Source organism: Streptomyces sp. NPDC051576 (genome assembly GCF_040681835.1).
Lineage (GTDB): Bacteria > Actinomycetota > Actinomycetes > Streptomycetales > Streptomycetaceae > Streptomyces.
In genome coordinates this window covers 1,179,052-1,200,096 of record NZ_JBFAZO010000001.1, presented here as the reverse complement: position 1 = coordinate 1,200,096, position 21,045 = coordinate 1,179,052, and the positions used below count along the sequence as shown (strand labels likewise).

General features: G+C 69.7%; 23 protein-coding genes. 5 read left to right on the top strand and 18 right to left on the bottom strand.

Going from position 1 to position 21,045, the window contains the following annotated elements; translation table 11 throughout:
* Positions 1-5: 5 nt before the first annotated feature.
* Positions 6-338: an ATP/GTP-binding protein gene (locus AB0M63_RS05670; RefSeq protein WP_366018483.1), complete on the bottom strand. Its 333-nt coding sequence runs from the start codon at positions 336-338 to the stop codon at positions 6-8.
* 221 nt (positions 339-559) lie between these two features.
* Here AB0M63_RS05670 and AB0M63_RS05665 point away from each other — a divergent pair, with 221 nt between their 5' ends.
* Positions 560-1,588, top strand: coding sequence for an LLM class flavin-dependent oxidoreductase (locus AB0M63_RS05665; protein ID WP_355912108.1), 1,029 nt, complete (start codon positions 560-562; stop codon positions 1,586-1,588).
* Between the two features lie 78 nt (positions 1,589-1,666).
* On the opposite strand, the gene AB0M63_RS05660 is transcribed toward AB0M63_RS05665, so the two are convergent.
* On the bottom strand, positions 1,667-2,059 hold the full coding sequence (locus AB0M63_RS05660; RefSeq protein WP_200679793.1) for an SCO5389 family protein: 393 nt from the start codon (positions 2,057-2,059) through the stop codon (positions 1,667-1,669).
* A gap of 253 nt (positions 2,060-2,312) precedes the next feature.
* Here AB0M63_RS05660 and nucS point away from each other — a divergent pair, with 253 nt between their 5' ends.
* Entirely contained in the window at positions 2,313-2,996 is a 684-nt protein-coding gene (gene nucS, locus AB0M63_RS05655; protein ID WP_355912104.1) for an endonuclease NucS, read from the top strand.
* Between the two features lie 97 nt (positions 2,997-3,093).
* Here nucS and AB0M63_RS05650 read toward each other — a convergent pair whose 3' ends face one another.
* The 3 genes from AB0M63_RS05650 to AB0M63_RS05640 form a co-directional block, all read right to left on the bottom strand.
* Entirely contained in the window at positions 3,094-5,613 is a 2,520-nt protein-coding gene (locus AB0M63_RS05650) for an ATP-binding protein (protein WP_366018482.1), read from the bottom strand.
* Between the two features lie 221 nt (positions 5,614-5,834).
* Complete coding sequence (locus AB0M63_RS05645; protein WP_043683078.1) at positions 5,835-6,158, bottom strand: STAS domain-containing protein; 324 nt, start codon at positions 6,156-6,158, stop codon at positions 5,835-5,837.
* A gap of 146 nt (positions 6,159-6,304) precedes the next feature.
* Entirely contained in the window at positions 6,305-7,153 is an 849-nt protein-coding gene (locus AB0M63_RS05640; RefSeq protein ID WP_366018481.1) for a 3-hydroxyacyl-CoA dehydrogenase family protein, read from the bottom strand.
* A gap of 349 nt (positions 7,154-7,502) precedes the next feature.
* Here AB0M63_RS05640 and AB0M63_RS05635 point away from each other — a divergent pair, with 349 nt between their 5' ends.
* A complete protein-coding gene (locus tag AB0M63_RS05635) occupies positions 7,503-8,075 on the top strand; it encodes a cob(I)yrinic acid a,c-diamide adenosyltransferase (RefSeq protein ID WP_355912094.1) in 573 nt (190 codons plus the stop codon).
* A 56-nt stretch (positions 8,076-8,131) separates the two neighbouring features.
* On the opposite strand, the gene AB0M63_RS05630 is transcribed toward AB0M63_RS05635, so the two are convergent.
* From AB0M63_RS05630 to AB0M63_RS05615, 4 genes are read right to left on the bottom strand one after another with little or no spacing between them, the layout of a single operon-like run.
* Entirely contained in the window at positions 8,132-8,329 is a 198-nt protein-coding gene (locus tag AB0M63_RS05630) for a hypothetical protein (protein WP_366018480.1), read from the bottom strand.
* On the bottom strand, positions 8,329-8,718 hold the full coding sequence (locus AB0M63_RS05625; RefSeq protein WP_355912088.1) for a hypothetical protein: 390 nt from the start codon (positions 8,716-8,718) through the stop codon (positions 8,329-8,331). The genes AB0M63_RS05630 and AB0M63_RS05625 overlap by 1 nt, the downstream gene beginning before the upstream one ends.
* Before the next feature lie 51 nt (positions 8,719-8,769).
* Entirely contained in the window at positions 8,770-10,236 is a 1,467-nt protein-coding gene (locus AB0M63_RS05620; RefSeq protein WP_366018479.1) for a HAMP domain-containing sensor histidine kinase, read from the bottom strand.
* Entirely contained in the window at positions 10,233-10,928 is a 696-nt protein-coding gene (locus tag AB0M63_RS05615) for a response regulator transcription factor (protein WP_366018478.1), read from the bottom strand. The genes AB0M63_RS05620 and AB0M63_RS05615 overlap by 4 nt, the downstream gene beginning before the upstream one ends.
* 167 nt (positions 10,929-11,095) lie before the next feature.
* Here AB0M63_RS05615 and AB0M63_RS05610 point away from each other — a divergent pair, with 167 nt between their 5' ends.
* Together AB0M63_RS05610 and AB0M63_RS05605 are read left to right on the top strand one after the other, a co-directional pair.
* A complete protein-coding gene (locus AB0M63_RS05610) occupies positions 11,096-12,922 on the top strand; it encodes a glycoside hydrolase family 18 chitinase (protein ID WP_366018477.1) in 1,827 nt (608 codons plus the stop codon).
* Positions 12,923-13,094: 172 nt separating this feature from the next.
* Positions 13,095-13,289 (top strand): hypothetical protein, encoded by a 195-nt coding sequence (locus AB0M63_RS05605; protein WP_355912076.1) that lies wholly within the window; start codon positions 13,095-13,097, stop codon positions 13,287-13,289.
* Here AB0M63_RS05605 and AB0M63_RS05600 read toward each other — a convergent pair.
* The 9 genes from AB0M63_RS05600 to atpB form a co-directional block, all read right to left on the bottom strand.
* Positions 13,268-13,714 carry a DUF2550 domain-containing protein gene (locus AB0M63_RS05600; protein ID WP_355912074.1) on the bottom strand — a complete coding sequence of 149 codons (447 nt, stop codon included), beginning with the start codon at positions 13,712-13,714 and terminating at the stop codon, positions 13,268-13,270. The two genes, AB0M63_RS05605 and AB0M63_RS05600, sit on opposite strands and share 22 nt — an antisense overlap.
* A 130-nt stretch (positions 13,715-13,844) precedes the next feature.
* Complete coding sequence (locus tag AB0M63_RS05595; RefSeq protein WP_355912071.1) at positions 13,845-14,219, bottom strand: F0F1 ATP synthase subunit epsilon; 375 nt, start codon at positions 14,217-14,219, stop codon at positions 13,845-13,847.
* 110 nt (positions 14,220-14,329) lie between these two features.
* Entirely contained in the window at positions 14,330-15,766 is a 1,437-nt protein-coding gene (atpD, locus tag AB0M63_RS05590) for a F0F1 ATP synthase subunit beta (RefSeq protein ID WP_355912068.1), read from the bottom strand.
* Positions 15,766-16,683 carry a F0F1 ATP synthase subunit gamma gene (locus AB0M63_RS05585; RefSeq protein WP_366018476.1) on the bottom strand — a complete coding sequence of 306 codons (918 nt, stop codon included), beginning with the start codon at positions 16,681-16,683 and terminating at the stop codon, positions 15,766-15,768. The genes atpD and AB0M63_RS05585 overlap by 1 nt, the downstream gene beginning before the upstream one ends.
* A 21-nt stretch (positions 16,684-16,704) precedes the next feature.
* Positions 16,705-18,294 carry a F0F1 ATP synthase subunit alpha gene (gene atpA, locus AB0M63_RS05580; RefSeq protein WP_355912062.1) on the bottom strand — a complete coding sequence of 530 codons (1,590 nt, stop codon included), beginning with the start codon at positions 18,292-18,294 and terminating at the stop codon, positions 16,705-16,707.
* Between the two features lie 129 nt (positions 18,295-18,423).
* Entirely contained in the window at positions 18,424-19,239 is an 816-nt protein-coding gene (locus AB0M63_RS05575) for a F0F1 ATP synthase subunit delta (protein WP_355912059.1), read from the bottom strand.
* Positions 19,236-19,778, bottom strand: a complete 543-nt coding sequence (locus AB0M63_RS05570) for a F0F1 ATP synthase subunit B (RefSeq protein ID WP_366018475.1) — start codon at positions 19,776-19,778, stop codon at positions 19,236-19,238. Before AB0M63_RS05570 ends, AB0M63_RS05575 begins: the two co-directional genes overlap by 4 nt.
* Before the next feature lie 43 nt (positions 19,779-19,821).
* On the bottom strand, positions 19,822-20,058 hold the full coding sequence (locus tag AB0M63_RS05565; RefSeq protein WP_093629141.1) for a F0F1 ATP synthase subunit C: 237 nt from the start codon (positions 20,056-20,058) through the stop codon (positions 19,822-19,824).
* A gap of 75 nt (positions 20,059-20,133) precedes the next feature.
* Complete coding sequence (atpB, locus tag AB0M63_RS05560; RefSeq protein WP_366018474.1) at positions 20,134-20,955, bottom strand: F0F1 ATP synthase subunit A; 822 nt, start codon at positions 20,953-20,955, stop codon at positions 20,134-20,136.
* Between the last annotated feature and the right edge of the window lie 90 nt (positions 20,956-21,045).

Genomic DNA, 21,045 nt, shown 5'->3' with positions numbered 1-21,045 from the left:
GGCCCTCAGAACCTCGGCGCGTTCCTGGACCGCTGCACCCGTGTGGTGCGGCGGTCCTTCGCGTTCCAGCAGGCCTTGTGCCAGTGGCGGCGGTCGTCCACGCCCGAGTGCTCCGGCCAGGCCACGACGTGCGGGACGGCGGAGGGGATCTGCTGGTCGCAGCCGGGGCAGCGGTACGTCTTGCCCTCCGCGCTCGCCCCGGCGACATGGCGCACGCTCCACTCCTCGCCCTGCCAGTGCTCCGTGGACTGCCAGCCGCCGTAGCGGCCCGAGCGGTCGTCGTCGGCGCTCTGGCCGGAGGAACCGGACTCCTTGGGTCGGTTGCGACGCGGGGACACAGAACACCTCACGGGGCTATACAGGAGGCAAGGGCTGTGTCCAGCGTACGTGCCCCGGACACGGGTACGCGAAGGGCAGCAACCCGCGCAAGTCCCCCTCCGGGCCGCCCATTCTGAAGACAATCCGCAAATCTCTCCGCCAGGCCGTGTCCTCGGCACGTGTCGGACGGTTATGCCCGGTGGGGGAGCTCCGAGCCGGAGCCAAGGAAGCAGGAAGTGCCATGCGCGTCGGAAGTTTTGTGTTGGCGGCCCAGTTCCCGGGGCAGGGCCAGGGGGAGGCGCTCCACCGGGCGGTCCGTTCGGTGGAGGTCGCGGAGGAAGCGGGCCTGGACACGGCCTGGCTGGCCGAACACCACTTCGTGCCCTACGGCACCTGCCCCTCCGCGGTCACCCTGGCCGCCCTGCTGCTGGGCCGCACCCGGCGCATCCGGATCGGCACCGCGGTCAGTGTGCTGCCCACCGTCCACCCGGTCGCCCTCGGCGAGCAGGCCGCGTTGCTGCATGTGACGAGCGGCGGACGCTTCTCACTGGGTGTGGGGCGCGGCGGGCCGTGGGTCGACCTGGAGGTGTTCGGTTCGGGCCTGGCCGCATACGAACAGGGGTTCCCGGAATCGCTCGATCTGCTGATGCGCTGGCTGCGCGAGCCCTCGGTCGCGGGCACCGGGGACCGCTTCGCGTTCCGTGAAGTCCCCGTCGTACCAAGGCCGTCGGAGTCGCTGTCGGACGCGCCGGGCCCCGAGGTCGTCGTCGCCTGCACCTCGCCCGCGAGCGTGCGGCTGGCGGCCGAGCGGGGCCTGCCGATGCTGCTCGGCATGCATGTCGGGGACGAGGAGAAGGCCGAGATGGTCACCCAGTGGCGGCGGTTGGCGCGGGCGGCCGGGCGGCCCGAGGAGGAGATCCGCGGTGCGGCCCATGTGTCGGCCGGGGTCTGCCAGATCGCGGACCGGCGTGCCGACGCCGTGGAGGCGCTCGTGAAGGCGATGCCGGGCTGGCTGAGGCAGGGGCTCGACGCCCATGTCACCGTGGACGACCGCGAGCGCCGGATGCGCGACCCGCTGGCGTACACCGAACTCCTTTGCGGGCTGCACCCGGTGGGCACCCCGCGCCTGTGCGTCGACCGGCTCGCGGCGACCTCCGAGCGGACCGGCATCTCCCGCTTCGCGCTGCTCGTCGAGGGGTCCGGAGACCTCGCGGCGACCGAGGAGAACGTACGGCGGCTCGGAGCCGAGGTGCTCCCCCACCTCGGCTGAGCGAACCGCGGGGAGCTTGCCGCCCCAGTACAGAGCACCTCCCGCGTACGGAGCGGCAAGCAGTGCGCCACCGCCGCGTCAGCAGTCCCTGAACTCCGGGGACTGGTTCAGCAGTTGACTGCGCACCGAGGTGAAGCGGGTCAGCGTCTCGTCGACCGAGCCGTCCAACGGGAACACTGCCACCCGATGGCAGTTCTGGAAGGCCAGCCGCACACCGAAGTGCCGCTGCAGCGCGCCGCGTATCGCGTCACTCGCGAGCGCACGCAGCAACTGACCGCGTGCCTGCTCGTCCGGCGGCGGCGTCTGGTTGTCGGCGAACGCACCGCCGTCGACCTTCAGCTGAGCCACCAGGGAGCTGATCATCTCCCATGCGTAAGGCAGGGAGGTCCGGACGCAGTCGACGAATTCCGCTTCGTCGACCTCGCCTCGCTCGGCCTTTTCGAGTAGGGCCGGTGAGACGTCGAGCGACATGGGTTCTCCTCTCGCACCCCCAACACCCGGGGGTTGCCGGACAGATAAGGGAGTCCGCGATTACGAACACGCTGCGTACACGTCTCGCGACCTCCCGTTTATACGGTAGGCAACGGAGGGGGGCGGCACCAGGAGAATGCGTACATAGGGAACTCCCAATAGGCCCACAATCGGCCATGAATGAACAAGGGGCGTCACGGGTCTTCCAGGGCGAATCGCGTGCACCCACGCCCGTCGAGTAGCGTTGCCGACCATGCGTCTCGTCATTGCCCGGTGTTCCGTGGACTACGCGGGCCGGCTCACCGCCCACCTCCCCTCCGCCCCCCGTCTCATCCTGGTGAAGGCGGACGGCAGCGTCTCGATCCACGCGGACGACCGGGCCTACAAGCCCCTGAACTGGATGTCGCCGCCCTGCACGCTGAAGGAGGAGTCCGGTGACTTCCCCGAAGGCGCCGTCGGCCTCTGGACCGTCATCAACAAGGCGGGCGAGAAGCTCATCATCACGATGGAGGAGATCCTGCACGACTCCTCGCACGAACTCGGCGTGGACCCCGGCCTGATCAAGGACGGCGTGGAAGCGCACCTCCAGGAGCTGCTCGCCGACCGCATCGACACCCTCGGCGACGGCTACACCCTCATCCGCCGCGAGTACATGACGGCCATCGGCCCGGTCGACATCCTGTGCCGGGACGCCGAGGGTCAGACCGTCGCGATCGAGATCAAGCGGCGCGGCGAGATCGACGGCGTGGAGCAACTCACGCGCTATCTGGAGCTGTTGAACCGCGACCCGCATCTCGCCCCCGTCCGCGGCATCTTCGCCGCCCAGGAGATCAAGCCCCAGGCCCGCGTCCTCGCCACCGACCGCGGCATCGGCTGCACGGTCCTCGACTACGACGCCCTGCGCGGCATCGAGGACGACAAGCTGCGGCTGTTCTGACCGACTCGGACTTCGCACGAATTCAGTGCGGACCTCACTACGACGAAAAGGGCCGGTTCCGATCATCGGAGCCGGCCCTTTCGTGTCGTACGGAGTGTCAGATCACGGTGTCCGCGGCCGCGCTGCTGCTCTGGGGCGCGGCCGAACCGGTCGTCTCCACGGGGGCACTTGAGGAGGCCGCGCCGCTCGCCGAGGTCTCCGTGGACGGGGCGCTGGACGTGTCCGTGGGCGTCGGCGACGTGGTGTCCGTCGGCGGAGTCGTGGCCGGCGTGGAAGGGCTGCTCGGCGTCGTCGGCCTCGAGGTGGTCGGGCTCGGCGAGGTGGGCTTGCTCGTCGTGGGCTTGGACGGCGTGGGTGTCGTCGCCCCGCCCCCCGAACCGCTCGTCCCGCTCGGCTTGTCCGAGGGCTGCCCGCCACCATCCGTGGGCGTCGGGTCGTCGGACGTGCCGTAGGTGCCGTCCGGGCCGGGGTCGGTCGGGCTGCTACTGGCCGTGCCGGTGTCGGTGCCGTCGCCCTTCTTCGCCTTGTCGGCGCCGAGGCTGTCGTCGTCGGTGCCCTGGCTGGCGGACGGGTTGACGCCGACCTTGTCGGACGGGTCGTCGGCGTTGTTGTTGGACGTGGCGCCGAGGGTGACGACCGTGCCGAGGACGACGGCGAGCAGGACACCCGCGCCGGCCGCGACGAGGTTGCGCCGGGCGTAGCCGCGCAGACCGCCCCGCGCCTTGTTGTGGGGCGTGGGGGTCGAGGGCTGGTGGGAGACGAGGGTGTAGGTCTCGCCGGGCGGCTGGAGCGGCGGGAAGGGCGCCGGTGTCCCGGCGGGCGGTGAGGCGGACTCCTCGTAGCGGGCGTCGGGCACCTCTTCGCCGACCATGGAGCCGAGGCCGATCGTGACGCCGGAGCGGTCGGCGACCAGGGCGAGGGCACGGCGGCCGGCGACGGTGCCGCGCTTGTCGGCGGCGGCCTCGCGCAGGGCGAGGGAGGACTCCAGCTCGGCACGGGCCAGGTCGAGGTCGCCGTCGCACAGCGCGAGGACGCCCAACTCATGGTGGAAATAGGCCTGTTCACCCACGTTGCCGGCGAGCTGGGCGGCTTCGGAGCCCGCCCGCAGCACCCGCTCCCAGGCGCTCCAGTGCAGTCCTGCGGCGAACGCGGGCGCCGCCGTGCGGGCCAGTTCGACGGTGGCGCTCTCCTCGCCCTCGCCGGGCGGGGTCGTCGCCGGCAGGTGGGCGACGAGCGCGGCGAGCAGGGCGTCCGCCTCGGCGCAGACGCGCTCGGGTGTGACCGAGGGGTGTCCGGCCCACCAGGAGTAGTGCAGGGCGGCGATGAGGGCACCGGAGTCGACCTCGTCGCCGTATCCGGCGGCCTCCAACTGGGTCTGGACACCGGCCGCGAGCCGGTATCGGGAGCCGACCGGGGAGACCAGTCCGCAGCCCGCGAGCTCGCCGAGGGCGGCGTCCGCGTGGGTGTCGCCGACGAGCGCGGGCAGATGCGCCTGGTGCGGCACCTCGCCGCCGAGCGCGACGGCGAAGCGCAGGGTGGCGCGGGCCGAGGCGCTGAGCCGGGAGGCGAGCAGCGGGGCGGGCGCGGCGGCCTCGCCGAGGGACGGCAGAGGTATCTCGTCGGCCGTGTCGGAGGCGAGGGGCGCGTCGAAGGGGGCGTCGGCCGGGGGCGCGTCCTGGAAGACGCCGAACTCCTCGACGGCGCTGGTGCCGACGCGCAGTTCGTCGCGCTGCCGGAGCAGGGCGCCGGCCTGGACGAAGCGCAGGGGCAGGCCCTCGGACTCGAAGTAGAGGTCGCCCGCCCAGTTCGCCTCCTCCTCGGTGAGGACGCGGCCCGCGGTGCGTTCCAGGACATCCACGGCGCCCGCCCGCTGCAGACCGCCGAGGAAGACCTCCTCGATGACGGAGTCGGCGGCCGGGGCCGGGACCTCCGGGGTCGCGGCGATCAGGAAGGCGCACTCGGGGGTCGCGTCGAGGAGTTCCTCCAGGGCGGCGCCGCCGAACTCGATGTCGTCGAGGACGACGACCGCGCCGATCTCCCGGGTCAGAGTGAGCAGTTCGTCCCGGTCGGGCCGGTACAGCGGGGCGTCGTAGACGGCGTGGAAGAGGTCGTGCAGGAGGTCGGTGGCCGTGCGGTGGAAGCCGGTGAGGCGGACCACGCCGTCGGGGGCGAGGTCCAGGCAGTCCTCGGCGACGAGGTCCAGCAGGCTGGTGCGGCCCGAGCCCCCGGGGCCGGTGAGGCGCACGGAACGGCCGCGGGCGAGCAGCCGTACCAGCCGCTCACGCTCTTCCTGGCGTTCCAGGAGTGGTGGCGTGGGCCGGTTCAGGCCCGGCGGTACCGGCGGCTTGGCGGCGCGGGCGGTCTCGGCGCGTTCGGCGGCGGTGCGCTTCGCGGGCCGGCCGGGCCGCTGTCCGGGCGGGCAGGCCTCGATCTCGCTGCCGTCGACCGGGTTGACGGTGAGCAGAAAGTCGCCGGTGACCACCTGCACGGTGCGCGCGAGTGCGGGTGTGTGCTGGCCGAAGTCGGGTGTCAGGGGTTCCCGGGGCGGACGCTGACGCGACGACGTGTCGCCGGCGTCATGGCCGTACTCCTCGGGTCCCCGGTCGATCGGGTCCATAGGTCCAAGCCCCCCAAAAGCGTCGTGTGCGGGCCACAACGGCCCAGGCCCCTCCCGGCCTTGCTGCACACCGCGCTGTCGCTTCTGGTCCGGGCCCGCTCGAAGGGTTGTCTGGCAGCGGGCGACCGAACCCTAAACCTTCGCACAGTATCTACGACAGACCGGGGTACCGCGCCGTCCGAGACGTCACAGTCTCATGAGGATTGTGCGCGGTGGAACCGTCACACCCTGGGAAGCGACTCGACCCCGATCCCGCCCTCGATGGCCAGGATGCGGTGCAGCCGGGTGGCCACGAGCAGGCGCTGCATCTGCGGCGGTACGTCGCGCAGCACCAGGCGGCGGCCGCAGCGGCCGGCCCGTCGGTGGGCTCCCATGATGACGCCGAGGCCGGTGGCGTCCCAGGAGTCGAGCTCGGACAGGTCCAGCACCAGATCGCCGACGCCGTCGTCGACCGCCGAGTGCAGGACCGTACGGGCGTCCGCCGCGCTGCGGACGTCGAGGCGGCCCCCGACGACCAGCTCGACGTGGTCGCCCCTGATGTACATATGCGCTCCCCGTGAGTGCGGTGGCGTACTCCGTGATGTAGGTGATGCACCCTCTGACTGCGTGAAGTGTCGAGAGGTTGCCGTCTGTGAGCGAACCGATACCGAATTCACCCCTGGGTGTGATGGCTCAGGGGTGCTGTGCGGTTTCAGTGCTTGTAGAAGCCCTGCCCGCTCTTGCGTCCGATGTCACCGGCGTCCACCATTCGGCGCATCAGCTCCGGCGGGGCGAACTTCTCGTCCTGTGACTCGGTGTAGATGTTGCTCGTCGCGTGCAGCAGGATGTCGACGCCGGTGAGGTCCGCCGTCGCCAGCGGGCCCATCGCGTGGCCGAAGCCCAGCTTGCAGGCGAGGTCGATGTCCTCGGCGCTGGCGACGCCCGACTCGTACAGCTTCGCCGCCTCGACGACGAGCGCCGAGATGAGACGGGTCGTCACGAAGCCGGCCACGTCACGGTTGACGACGATGCAGGTCTTGCCGACGGACTCGGCGAACTCCCGCGCGGTGGCGAGGGTTTCGTCGCTCGTCTTGTAGCCGCGGACGAGTTCGCAGAGCTGCATCATCGGGACCGGCGAGAAGAAGTGCGTGCCGACCACGCGCTCCGGACGCTCCGTCACGGCCGCGATCTTCGTGATCGGGATGGCGGAGGTGTTGGAGGCGAGGACGGCGTCGTCCCGCACGATCTTGTCGAGCGCGCGGAAGATCTCGTGCTTGACTTCCAGCTTCTCGAAGACGGCCTCGACGACGATGTCGGCGTCGGCGACGGCGTCCAGATCGGTGGTCGCGGTGATCCGGCCGAGGGCCGCGTCGGCGTCGTGCGCCTCCAGCTTCCCCTTGCTCACGAACTTGTCGCACGAGGCCTTGATGCCGTCGGTGCCACGCTTCAGGGCCTCGTCGGTGACATCGCGCAGGACGACGTCCCAGCCCGCCTGCGCGGAGACCTGGGCGATACCGGAACCCATGAGTCCGGCGCCGATGACGGCAAGCTTCCGTGCCACTGTGCGACTCCCCTTTGAAACGCCAACAGCGTGTGTCCGTGCGTATCCGTATGCCTCTTCGGCGGACCCTAGCGAAGGTGGGCGGCTGTGTGGCCGGTAAGTAACGCGCGTCACGTCTCATCTGACGGACATCACACCGGCAGAGGTCATTCCGCCGCTCGTACGGCGTAGTTGAGGACCTTCCGGCTCAAAAGGTCCTCCCTGTCGTCGAGCGGACCGAGGGCTTCGGATCTCGTGCCGCTCCTCCATCTCCTTTTCTTCGGGCCGCTGCTGACGCATGACCCCCGTGAGCCGGCTCGCGCTGCTCGGTGTGTGTTCCGAACCGCCGGGGCGTAACTACGCTGGCCACATGGTCAATCTGACGCGCATCTACACCAGGACCGGCGACCAGGGCACCACCGCCCTCGGCGACATGAGCCGGGTCGCCAAGACCGATCTGCGGATCTCGGCGTACGCGGACGCCAACGAGGCGAACGCGGTGATCGGTACGGCGATCGCGCTGGGCGGTCTCGACGAGGAGGTCGTCGGGGTGCTCACCCGCGTGCAGAACGACCTGTTCGACGTGGGCGCCGATCTCTCCACTCCAGTGGTCGAGAAGCCCGAGTTTCCGCCGCTGCGCGTGGAGCAGTTCTACATCGACAAGCTGGAAGCCGACTGCGACCGCTTCAACGAACGGCTGGAGAAGCTGCGGTCCTTCATCCTGCCGGGCGGTACGGCGGGCGCGGCCCTGCTGCACCAGGCGTGCACGGTCGTCCGGCGGGCCGAGCGGTCGACGTGGGCCGCCCTGGAGGTCCACGGCGAGGTGATGAACCCCCTGACCGCGACCTACCTGAACCGGCTGTCGGACCTGCTGTTCATCCTGGCCCGAACGGCGAACAAGGACGCGGGGGACGTCCTCTGGGTGCCCGGCGGGGAGCGCTGAGGAGTGCCGGGCGGGGAGCGCTGAGCCGAAGCGCCCCCCGCCCTCCCCCCCTCTTCTCAGTGGCTCGTGTCCTGGGCCGCGTCCTCGTCGGCCTGTGCGAGCGCCGACTCGGCGGCGGCCACCTTCTGCTGCATCCCCGGGTATCCGGAGGGCGACGCCGAAGGAGACCCGTCCGCCGCGCCCCCGTGGCCCGCGCAGCCCACGGCCGAGGCGGCGAGGAGGGCGATCACTGCCGCCGCCGCCCTCAGGCGCATCAGCTCGCGCCCTCGTCGTTGTTCTCGCACCACGTCTTCACGTCCACCAGGTCCTGCTGCCGCTGCTGAAGCGTCGGCACCAGGGACTGCCGGAAGGTCAGCCGGTCCTGGAGATACGTGGCGATCTCGTCGTCGCCGGCCGACTTGGCCTTGTCGACGCGCTGCTGCAGGCGGGCGATGGAGCCACGCTTGTCCGCGGCGGCGTTCAGCCGGGTCAGGGCGCGGTCGATCCGGTTGTCGATCTTCGGCAGTCGCTTGCAGAGTGCCTGGGCTCCGTCGCCGGTCGGTGTCGGCGCGGGGGTGCTCTCCGCGCTGGCCGCCGTCGTGGCGCCCGCCAGCAGGGCCGCCGCGGCGAGGCCCACGAACAGGTGCCGTCCCCTTGCGTGCATGGTTGTCCTCCGTTCTCGGACGGTCCCGTCGGCCGTCCGACGCATCGGAGGCTAGGAGGCTTCTTTGGGGAAACTCTGTGACCGGTTTGTCCCGGCTGTGCCGATCAGCCAGTCGCGGTGGGCGGGCAGCACACCGCCGGTGGACGGCAGCCACACCTCGAAACGGGCCCCGGTACCGGACGGGCCGTCCGTCACCGTGACGCTTCCCCGGTGCAGGGCGGCCTGCTGGGACACCAGGGTCAGCCCGAGTCCGGAGCCGGAGCTGGCCGGCCCCCGCTGGAAGCGCTCGAAGACGCGGGCCCGGGCGTCCGGGGGCACACCGGGGCCGTGATCGTCCACCGTGATCACGATCTGATCGCCCGCTCGCCGGACGCCGACGGCCACGGTCGCCGTGCCCGCCCTGTCCCGCCCGTGGGCCAGCGCGTTGGCCACCAGGTTGTCGAGCAGGAGGCGGATGCCCGGTTCCCAGCCGTGGACGGTCAGCCCGGGTGCCGCGTCCAGCGTGATCCGCGCGTCCTGGTCGCGGCGCCGGGCCTCCGCCACCGAGGCGTCCGCCGCCTCCGTCACGTCCACGGTCCGCAGCGCCTCCGCCTCCACCAGGTCCCCGCGGCCCAGTTCCCGCAGCATCACCAACAGACCCTGCAGCCGGGCGTGTTCACCGCGCAGGTCGGCCAGCACCTCGGCGCGGTCCGGTTCGGGGAGGTCGGGGTGGGCGGTGAGGATGTCGAGGTTGGTGCCCATGCTCATGAGCGGGGTGCGGAGTTCGTGGGAGGCCGCCGCCGAGAAGGACCGGGCCGTGTCCAGCGCCTCGGCGGTGCGTCGGGCCTGCTCGTCGTAGCGGGCGAGGACCGTGCGCAGGGTGGCGGCCAGGTCGTCGACCTCGGTGATGCCGGTCGGTTCGTCGGGCGGGCGGACGGTGCTGGTGCGCGGGTCGAGTCCCGCGGTACGGCGGCCCAGGCGCCGCAGCGGACCGGTCGCACCGGTGGCGATGCCCCAGGCGAGCAGGCCGGACAGGGGGGCGGCGAGCAGGGAGGTCACCGCCACCCGTCGCCGTACCAGCCGGAGTTGGGCCTGGTCGGCCGCGTTGGGCGAGAAGACCCACAGGGTGCCCGAGCCGCGCGTGGTGGTCATCGGCACGGACAGCGCACGCCAACTGGTCCCGCCGGAACGGATGGTGACCGGCCGCCCCGAAGTCCCCTTCGGCAGGCGGACCTTGGCGTCCGGCTGCGGCCCGCCGGTGAAGGTGCCGCCGGGTCCGACGACCCGTACGCCGACGTCGAGCGCGGCGCTGAACAGCCGTCGTTCCCGGGTGTCGGCGGCCCCCGGCCGACTGGCGGACGAGGCGCGCAGCAGGGCACGCGCGTCCGGGGTCACGGCTGTGGCGCGGGCGCGCAGATGGTCGTCCTCGGCGTGGTGGAGGTCGTGGTTGACCAGGCGGAGCAGCAGCCAGCCGGAGGCCAGCACCAGCAGCGGCACGGTCAGGCCGACCGCGAGGCCGATCCGGGTCGACAGTCTCATGACGGTTCTTCCCGCAGGACGAAGCCCACTCCGCGCACGGTGTGCACCAGCCGCGGCCGTCCGTCCGCCTCCAGCTTGCGCCGCAGATAGCTGACGAAGGTGTCGACCGCGTCGGTGCGGACGTCGAAGTCGTAGCCCCAGACCCGCTCCAGGAGTTGGTCGCGGGTGAGGACCAACCCGGCGTTGCGGGCCAGCACTTCGAGGAGTTCGAACTCGCGCCGGGTCAGATCGAGGGCACGCCCGTCCCGCAGCGCCGTACGCGCCGCCGGGTCGATCACCAGTCCGGCGACCCGCAGCACCTCTCCCGCGGGCGGCCGGCGTCGCAGCAACGCGCGCAGCCGCAGCACCAGTTCCTGCAGCGCGAACGGCTTGACCAGGTAGTCGTCGCCGCCCGCCTGGAGCCCGGCGATGCGGTCGGCGGTCTCGTCGAGGGCCGAGAGCATCAGCACGGGGAGATCCCGGCCGTCGTCGCGCAGCCGCGCACACACCTCGATGCCACTCATCCCGGGCATCGACACATCGAGGACGAGCACGTCGGGCGACGTCTCCTGGATCGCGTCCAGCGCCGCGCGACCACCGTCCGCCGTCCGCACGCGGAAGCCGCTCAGCCTGAGGCCGCGCTCCAGCGAGCGACGGATGGCCGGATCGTCGTCCACCACCAGCACCGCTCCGGGGTGGGCCATGTCACTCATCCGGACAGCGTACGACCCGTATGAGCCAAGGATTCGGGGGATCGTACGCCCTCAACCCCCGAAGTGGTCCAGACCTATTGACCCGTGGTCCAGACCTTCCTATTCTCGCGGGACTGTGGGTGCGAAGGCTCAGTCGCACCCCCCAACTCCCCCATAGGAGGCGCGACATGCGCTTCAGACACAGAGTCGCGGCGGGTCTCGCCACCCTGGTGCTGCCGCTCGCCGGGCTCGTCGGACTGGCGGCTCCCGCTCAGGCCGCCTCGACCGCCACCGCCACGTTCACCAAGTCCAGCGACTGGGGTACCGGCTTCGGCGGTCAGTGGACCGTCAAGAACACCGGTACCGGCGCGATCAGTTCATGGACGGTCGAGTGGGACTTCCCCTCGGGTACGTCCGTCACCTCGGCCTGGGACGCGGACGTCACCAACTCCGGGACCCACTGGACCGCGAAGAACAAGTCCTACAACGGCACCATCGCCCCGGGTGCCTCGGTCTCCTTCGGCTTCAACGGGGCGGGATCCGGATCCCCCTCCAACTGCCTTCTCAACGGCGGCAGTTGTGACGGCGGCACCACCGTCCCCGGTGACGCGGCACCCTCCGCGCCCGGTACCCCCACCGCCTCCGCCGTCACCGACACCTCGGTGAACCTCTCCTGGAGCGCGGCCACCGACGACAAGGGCGTCAAGAACTACGACGTGCTGCGCGACGGCGCCAAGGTCGCCACGGTGACGACGACGTCGTACACCAACACCGGCCTCACCGCCGGCACCGACTACTCGTACACCGTGCAGGCCCGGGACACCGCCGACCAGACCGGCCCGGTCAGCGGCGCGGTCGCGGTGCACACCACGGGCGGTACGACCACTCCCCCGGCCACCGCCGGCACGGTCAAGCTCGGGTACCTCCCCGAGTGGGACACCTACACACGCAACTACCAGGTCAAGAACCTGGTGACCTCCGGCACCGCCGCGAAGATCACGCACATCAACTACGCCTTCGGCAACGTGACCAACGGCCAGTGCGCGATGGGCGACGCCTACGCCGACTACCAGAAGACGTTCACCGCCGACCAGTCGGTCAGCGGCGTCGCCGACACCTGGGACCAGCCGGTCGCGGGCAACTTCAACCAGCTGCGTGAGCTGAAGGCGAAGTACCCGAACCTCAAGATCCTGTGGTCCTTCGGCGGCTGGACCTGGTCCGGCGGCTTCGGGCAGGCGGCGGCCAACCCGACCGCGTTCGCGCAGTCCTGCTACAACCTGGTCGAGGACCCGCGCTGGGCCGACATCTTCGACGGCATCGACATCGACTGGGAGTACCCGAACGCCTGCGGGCTCTCCTGCGACACCAGCGGAGCCGCGGCCTACAAGAACCTGATGGCCGCCCTGCGCGCGAAGTTCGGCACCGGCAACCTCGTCACCTCGGCCGTCACCGCCGACGCCACCTCCGGCGGCAAGATCGACGCCGCGGACTACGCGGGCGCGGCCCAGTACGTCGACTGGTACAACGTGATGTCGTACGACTTCTTCGGCGCCTTCAACGCGACCGGCCCCACCGCCCCGCACTCCCCGCTCACCTCCTACACCGGCATCCCGACCCCCGGCTTCACCACGGCGGACGCGATCGCCAAGTTCAAGTCGAAGGGAGTCCCCGCCGGCAAGCTCCTGATCGGCATCGGCTTCTACGGCAGAGGCTGGACCGGCGTCACCCAGGACGCCCCCGGCGGCACGGCCACGGGCGCGGCGACCGGCACCTACGAGCCGGGCATCGAGGACTACAAGGTCCTCAAGACGTCCTGCCCGGTCACCGGCACCATCGCGGGCACCGCCTACGCCCACTGCGGCAGCAACTGGTGGTCCTACGACACCCCGAGCACGATCGCCGGAAAGATGAGCTGGGCCAAGGCCCAGGGTCTCGGCGGCGCGTTCGTCTGGGAGTTCAGCGGCGACACCAGCAACGGCGAGCTGATCAGCGCCGTCAGCAGCGGGCTGAGCTGACAGTCTGTCCGGTCCACACCTGGGGCGCGCGGCGCATGCCGCGCGCCCCAGGCGTGCGCGGCATGGGGCCATACGGCCCGCCCGGCAGGAAGGTCGGCGCGTGCGGCAAGCCGCTGACCGGGAACATTCTGTATCTCAGCAGGCAAGCGGAACGACGCATTCAGGGGGAAGCATGAAACGCAGGCCACAGAAGAGCCGTACGACCAAGCGCCCCGCCAGGCGCCTGGCGACATCGGCCGGAGTCTTCGTGGGGGCGGCGGCCGCGGCCTTCATGGCCGCGGCACCGGTGGACGTGACGGTAGCGATCAGCCCCCCGCCGCACCCGATATGCGTACTGGCCGAGGATCAGGCCACGTTCACGCGCTGACCGGGCGGTGCCGCCTCCAGCCAGGCCAGGAAACCGGTCAACGCGTCTTCGCTCATGGCGAGTTCGAGACGTGTGCCCCGGTGCAGACAGGTCAGGATGATGGCGTCGGAGAGCAGCGCAAGCTCCTCCTCGCCCTCGGGGAGGCGGCGGCCGGCCACCTCGATCGCCGAGCGTTCCAGGGTGCGGCGCGGGCGGTAGGCGTAGGAGAAGACGCGGTACCACTCGATGCGGTCGCCGTTGTAGCGGGCGACGCCGTAGCTCCAGCCCTTGCCGTTGGTGTCGGGTTTCTCCGGGACGTCCCAGCGCAGGGAACAGTCGAAGGTGCCGCCGGAGCGCTGGATGAGCCGGCGGCGCAGGCCGAAGACGAACAGGCCCACCACCACAAGGGCGACAGCGATTCCGCACACAGTCAGAGCGAGGACCATCGACACCGACCTCCTCGTCTCCTAGGTAACGGAACGGAAAAAACACCCACATTCGCCTCAGCCGCGGCTGGGACCGGATTCCTCCGGTCCCAGCCGCGGCTGAGTCACGTCATCGCGTGCTATGCCAGGTTCAGTTGGTCGCCACCGCACGCAGTCGGACGTCCGCGCGGCGCTCGGCGGAGGCATCGCCTTCGGCCTTCGCCTGCTCCAGCTCACGCTCCACGCGCTGGACGTCGATCTCGTCCGACAGCTCGGCGATCTCGGCGAGCAGCGACAGCTTGTTGTCCGCGAACGAGATGAAACCGCCGTGCACCGCGGCCACGACCGTTCCACCGTCGCTGGTGCGGATGGTCACCGGGCCCGACTCCAGCACACCGAGCAGCGGCTGGTGACCGGGCATGACGCCGATGTCGCCGGACGTGGTGCGCGCGACGACCAGGGTGGCCTCGCCGGACCAGACCTGGCGGTCCGCGGCGACGAGCTCGACATGCAGCTCAGCAGCCAAGGTGGGCTCCTCGGGTCACCACCCGGCGATCGTGCCGGGTGTGGGTTCAATTCTAGTAGGCGTGAAAGAGGGGGTGGGACACGCCCCACCCCCTCAGGTGAAGCACGGGGTCAGGAGACGCCCAGCTCCTTCGCGTTCGCCTTCAGGTCCTCGATACCACCGCAGAGGAAGAACGCCTGCTCCGGGAAGTGGTCGTACTCGCCGTCGATGATCGAGTTGAAGGCCACGATCGACTCGTCCAGCGGGACGTCCGACCCGTCGACGCCGGTGAACTGCTTGGCGACGTGGGTGTTCTGGGACAGGAAGCGCTCCACGCGACGGGCACGGTGGACGGTGAGCTTGTCCTCCTCGCCCAGCTCGTCGATACCGAGGATCGCGATGATGTCCTGGAGGTCCTTGTACTTCTGGAGGACCGTCTTGACGCGCATCGCGGTGTTGTAGTGCTCCGCCGAGATGTAGCGCGGGTCCAGGATGCGGGACGTGGAGTCCAGCGGGTCCACGGCCGGGTAGATGCCCTTCTCGGAGATCGGACGGGAGAGAACCGTCGTCGCGTCGAGGTGGGCGAAGGTGGTGGCCGGGGCCGGGTCGGTCAGGTCGTCCGCGGGGACGTAGATCGCCTGCATCGAGGTGATCGAGTGACCGCGGGTCGAGGTGATGCGCTCCTGGAGGAGGCCCATCTCGTCGGCCAGGTTCGGCTGGTAGCCCACCGCGGAGGGCATCCGGCCGAGCAGGGTCGAGACCTCGGAACCGGCCTGCGTGAAGCGGAAGATGTTGTCGATGAAGAACAGCACGTCCTGCTTCTGCACATCGCGGAAGTACTCCGCCATGGTCAGACCCGCGAGGGCCACGCGCAGACGGGTGCCCGGGGGCTCGTCCATCTGGCCGAAGACAAGCGCGGTCTTGTCGATGACGCCCGAGTCGGCCATCTCCTCGATGAGGTCGTTGCCCTCACGGGTGCGCTCGCCGACACCGGCGAACACGGAGACACCGTCGTGGTTGTTGGCGACGCGGTAGATCATCTCCTGGATGAGCACCGTCTTGCCGACGCCGGCACCGCCGAACAGGCCGATCTTGCCGCCCTTGACGTACGGGGTGAGCAGGTCGATGACCTTGACGCCGGTCTCGAACATCTCGGTCTTCGACTCGAGCTCGTCGAAGTTCGGGGCCTTGCGGTGGATGGACCAGCGCTCGCCCGTGTACTGCTCGTCGACGTTCAGCACCTCACCGAGGGTGTTGAACACCTTGCCCTTGGTGAAGTCGCCGACCGGGACGGTGATGCCGTCGCCGGTGTCGGTGACCGGGGCCTGGCGGACCAGACCGTCGGTGGGCTGCATCGAGATGGTGCGGACCAGACCCTCACCCAGGTGCTGGGCGACCTCAAGGGTCAGGGTCTTCTTCGCACCCTCCTGGGCCGGGTCGGCCACCTCGACATGCAGAGCGTTGTAGATCTCCGGCATCGCGTCGACGGGGAACTCCACGTCGACGACCGGGCCGATGACCCGGGCGACGCGGCCCGTGGCAACGGCCGTCTCAACTGTCGTCGTCATTACTTGTCACTCCCCGCGGTCGCGTCGGCCAGGGCTGCGGAGCCACCGACGATCTCGCTGATTTCCTGGGTGATTTCGGCCTGGCGGGCCGCGTTGGCAAGACGGGAGAGCGTGGTGATCAGGTCTCCCGCGTTGTCGGTCGCCGACTTCATCGCGCGGCGGGTGGCGGCGTGCTTGGAGGCAGCCGACTGGAGCAGCGCGTTGTAGATACGGCTCTCGACGTACCGCGGCAGCAGGGCGTCCAGGACGTCCTCCGCCGACGGCTCGAAGTCGTACAGCGGAAGGATCTCGCCCTGGGGGACGGCCTCTTCCGCGACCTCTTCGAGGCTGAGGGGGAGCAGCCGGCTGTCGATCGCCGTCTGCGTCATCATCGAGATGAACTCGGTGTAGACGATGTGGAGTTCGTCCACGCCGCCCTCGGCCGTGTCCCGCTCGATGGCCTCGATCAGCGGACCCGCGACCTTCTTAGCGTCCGCGTACGTGGGCTCGTCGGTGAAGCCGGTCCACTGGTCCGCGATCTTGCGCTCACGGAAGTTGTAGTGGGCGACACCGCGGCGGCCGACGATGTACGTGTCGACCTCCTTGCCCTCGGCCTCAAGGCGCGCGGTCAACTGCTCCGCGGCCTTGATGGCGTTGGCGTTGAAGGCGCCGGCCAGACCGCGGTCGCTCGTGAGGAGCAGCACCGCGGAACGGGTCGGCGTCTCGGCCTCGGTGGTCAGCGGGTGCTTGGTGTTCGAACCCGTACCGACCGCCGTGACCGCACGCGTCAGTTCCTTCGCGTACGGCGTCGAGGCCTGCACCTTGCGGTGCGCCTTGACGACGCGCGAGGCGGCGATCATCTCCATCGCCTTGGTGATCTTCTTGGTCGCGGTGACGGATCGGATGCGACGCTTGTAGACCCGGAGCTGGGCTCCCATGAGTCAGGTCCCTTCCTTACGTCACTTGGCCGTGGCCGGAGTGTCCTCGCCGAGAAGCTTGCCGTCCGAGGTCTCGAACTGCTTCTTGAAGTCGGCGATCGCGTCCGCGGCGGCGGTGAGGGTGTCGTCCGACATCTTGCCGCCCTCCTTGATGGAGGTCATGAGGCCCTGCTCCTTGCGGTGCAGGTACTCAAGCAGCTCCTTCTCGAAGCGGCGAATGTCCTCGACCGGTACGTCGTCCATCTTGCCGGTGGTCGCGGACCACACGGAGACGACCTGGTCCTCGGTGGGCATCGGCTGGTACTGCGGCTGCTTGAGCAGCTCGACCAGTCGCTGACCGCGCTCCAGCTGGGCCTTCGACGCGGCGTCCAGGTCGGAACCGAAGGCGGCGAACGCCTCCAGCTCGCGGTACTGGGCGAGGTCGAGGCGCAGTCGGCCGGAGACCTGCTTCATCGCCTTGTGCTGCGCGGAACCACCGACTCGGGAGACGGAGATACCGACGTTCAGCGCGGGGCGCTGACCGGCGTTGAAGAGGTCCGACTCCAGGAAGCACTGGCCGTCGGTGATGGAGATGACGTTGGTCGGGATGAACGCCGACACGTCGTTGGCCTTGGTCTCGACGATCGGGAGGCCGGTCATCGAGCCCTTGCCCATCTCATCGGAGAGCTTCGCGCAGCGCTCCAGCAGACGGGAGTGCAGGTAGAAGACGTCACCCGGGTAGGCCTCGCGGCCCGGCGGACGGCGCAGCAGCAGGGACACGGCGCGGTAGGCGTCGGCCTGCTTGGAGAGGTCGTCGAAGATGATGAGGACGTGCTTGCCCTCGTACATCCACTGCTGGCCGATGGCCGAACCGGTGTACGGCGCAAGGTACTTGAAGCCGGCCGGGTCGGACGCCGGGGCGGCGACGATGGTCGTGTACTCCAGCGCGCCGGCCTCTTCGAGCGCACCACGCACGGAGGCGATGGTGGAGCCCTTCTGACCGATGGCGACGTAGATGCAGCGGACCTGCTTGTTCACGTCGCCCGAGCGCCAGTTGTCGCGCTGGTTGATGATCGTGTCGACGGCCAGGGCGGTCTTGCCGGTCTGGCGGTCGCCGATGATCAGCTGACGCTGGCCACGGCCGATCGGGGTCATCGCGTCGACGGCCTTGTAGCCGGTCTCCATCGGCTCGTGCACCGACTTACGGGCCATGACGCCCGGGGCCTGCAGCTCCAGCGCGCGGCGACCGGTGGTCTCGATCTCGCCGAGGCCGTCGATCGGGTTGCCGAGCGGGTCGACGACACGGCCGAGGTAGCCCTCGCCGACGGCGACGGACAGGACCTCTCCGGTGCGGGTGACCGGCTGGCCCTCCTCGACGCCGCTGAACTCACCGAGGATGACGGTACCGATCTCGCGCTCTTCGAGGTTGAGCGCGAGACCGAGGGTGCCGTCCTCGAACTTCAGCAGTTCGTTGGCCATGGCCGAGGGCAGGCCCTCGACCTTCGCGATGCCGTCGCCGGCAAGAGTGACCGTGCCGACCTCCTCGCGCGAGGCCGCGTCCGGCTTGTACGACTGGACGAAGTTCTCCAGCGCGTCCCGGATCTCCTCCGGCCGGATCGTGAGCTCCGCCATCTGGGTTCCCTGCTCTCCTTGTTGGGCCCGAAGTTTCACTTGGGGGGATGGGGGACTCCCCCCTGAACGAGGTGAATCCTCTGCACGGCCCAACTCGGGCCGCCTTACTACGTCTTTGTTGTGGTGCTGCTAGCTCGCCATACGGCGGGTGGCGTCATCGAGGCGGTCCGCGATGGAGCCGTTGATGACCTCGTCGCCGACCTGCACCCGGATTCCGCCGAGGACCTCGGGGTCCACGTCGATGTTGAGGTGCATCTGGCGGCCGTAGAGCTTCGCGAGGGCGGCGCCCAGGCGCTGCTTCTGCGGGTCGCTCAGCGGGACCGCCGTGGTGACGACGGCCACCAGGCGACTACGGCGCTCGGCGGCGAGCTTGGAGAGGGCGTCGAGCCCCGCTTCCAGGCTACGTCCTCGCGGCGCGGTCACCAGGCGGGTCACCAGTCGCTCGGTGGCCGGCTTGGCCCGGCCGCCGAGCAGGCTGCGAAGCAGCTCGCCCTTGGCCGCGGTGCTCGCGGCGCGGTTGGTCAGCGCGGCGCGCAGTCCGGTGTTCGAGGAGACGATCCGGCCGAACCGGAACACCTCGTCCTCGACGTCGTCGAGCTGGCCCGACTGCTGGGCGGCGGTGAGGTCGGCGGTGGCCGCCAGCTCCTCCAGCGCGTCCACCAGGTCGCGGGACTGCGACCAGCGGGAGCGCACCATGCCGGACACCAGGTCGAGGGCGGCGCCGCCGACCTGGCCGCCGAGCAGGCGCTCGGCCAGCGCGGCCTTGGCCTCGCCGTCCTGCGCCGGGTCGGTGAGGACCCGACGCAACGACACCTCACGGCCGAGCAGCGCGGTGACGGCGGCCAGCTCGTCGGCGAGCTGCGTCGCGTTCACGGACGTGGAGTCCGTCAGCGCGTCGAGACGCTCACGTGCGGCTGCCAGGGCCTCGCGGCTCGCTCCGTTCATCGCGCGGCCTCGGCCTTCTCTTCGAGCTCGTCGAGGAAGCGGTCGATGACGCGGCTCTGCCGGGCGTGGTCCTCGAGGGACTCGCCGACGAGCTTGCCGGCCAGGTCGGTGGCGAGCTTGCCCACGTCCTGGCGCAGCGCGTGCGAAGCGGACTTGCGGTCGGCCTCGATCTGCGTGTGACCGGCGGCGATGATTTCCTCACGCTGCCGCTGGCCTTCCGCGCGCATCTCGGCGATGAGCGTGGCGCCCTGCTCCTGCGCCTCCTGGCGCAGGCGCGCGGCCTCGTGCCGGGCCTCGGCGAGCTGTGCCTTGTACTGCTCAAGGACGCTCTGTGCCTCGGTCTGGGCGGCCTCGGCCTTCTCGATACCGCCCTCGATGGCCTCGCGGCGCTCGTCCAGAACCTTGTTGATGTTCGGGAGGAGCTTCTTGGCGAGGAAGCCGAAGACGATGACGAAGGCGATCAGGCCGATGACAAGCTCGGGGATCGGCGGGACGAGAGGATTCTCCTTCTCGGCCGCCAGAATGAGCAGTTGGCTCATGTCAGTGCCTTTCGTCCAGTGGGCTGTTGCTGATCGCGGTCGATCAGGTGCCGTAGACGAACGGCATGACCAGGCCGATGAGGGCGAGCGCCTCACAGAAGGCGAAGCCGAGGATCTGGTTGGCGCGGATCAGGCCGGCGGCTTCGGGCTGACGGGCCAGGGCCTGGGTGCCGTTACCGAAGATGATGCCGACGCCGACGCCGGGACCGATGGCGGCGAGGCCGTAGCCGATCGAACCGAGCGAACCGCCGACGGCAGCGAGGGTCTCAATGGCAGCCATGCTGATTCTTCCTTATCTGTACGGACCGGCGGGGGTTGGCCGCCGGACACCAAGGGGGGTTCTGGAGGACGGTGCTCAGTGGTGCTCGGCGAGCGCGCCCTGGATGTAGGTGCAGGTCAACAGGACGAACACATAAGCCTGCAGAGCCTGGATGAAGAGCTCGAAGGCCGTCATCACGATCGTCATGACGAAGCTGACGCCCGCGTAGGCGATGCCGATGCCGTTCAGCAGGTACCAACTGGCGACCGTGAAGAGCAGCAGCAGCGTGTGGCCCGCGAACATGTTCGCGAACAGTCGGACGGCGTGCGTGAACGGGCGGACGATCAGGTTCGAGAAGAACTCGATCGTCATGGCCAGCGGCAGCACCGCTCCGAGCGACTTGTCGTAACCCGTGACGTTCTTGAAGAAGCCCACGAATCCGTGCCGCTTGAACGTCAGCGAGACCCAGGTGATGTAGACGATCGCGGCCAGCACGATCGGGTACGCGATGATCGACGTCACCGGGAACTGGGCGACCGGGACGATCGACCAGAGGTTCATCATCCAGATGAAGAAGAACAGCGAGACGACCAGCGGTACGTACTTCTCGCCCTCCTTCTTTCCGATGGTCTCGTAGACGACACCGCGGCGGATGAAGTCGTAGCCGGTCTCGGCGACCATCTGCAGCTTGCCGGGGACGACCTTCGGCTTGCGGAAGGCGGCCCAGAAGAAGCCGACAACGATGACCGAGCCGAGCAGCGCCAGCAGCATCGGCTTGTTGAAGTACACGTTGCTGTCGCCGTCCCCCAGAAGGGGCTTGAACAGGAACGAGTGCAGGCCGGGAGCCGGGAAGCCACAGCCGTCGAAGATGTGGCAGTCGGTCTCGAAGGCGAGCACCTGCGTCGGGTCAGCACTCACCGCGGGCTCCTTCAGCGTGGCGCATAGGTACGGCAACCTCGTTGTGTCGGCGCGGCGCACGGCCGCGGTTCGGCACTGGACTGGTGTTAC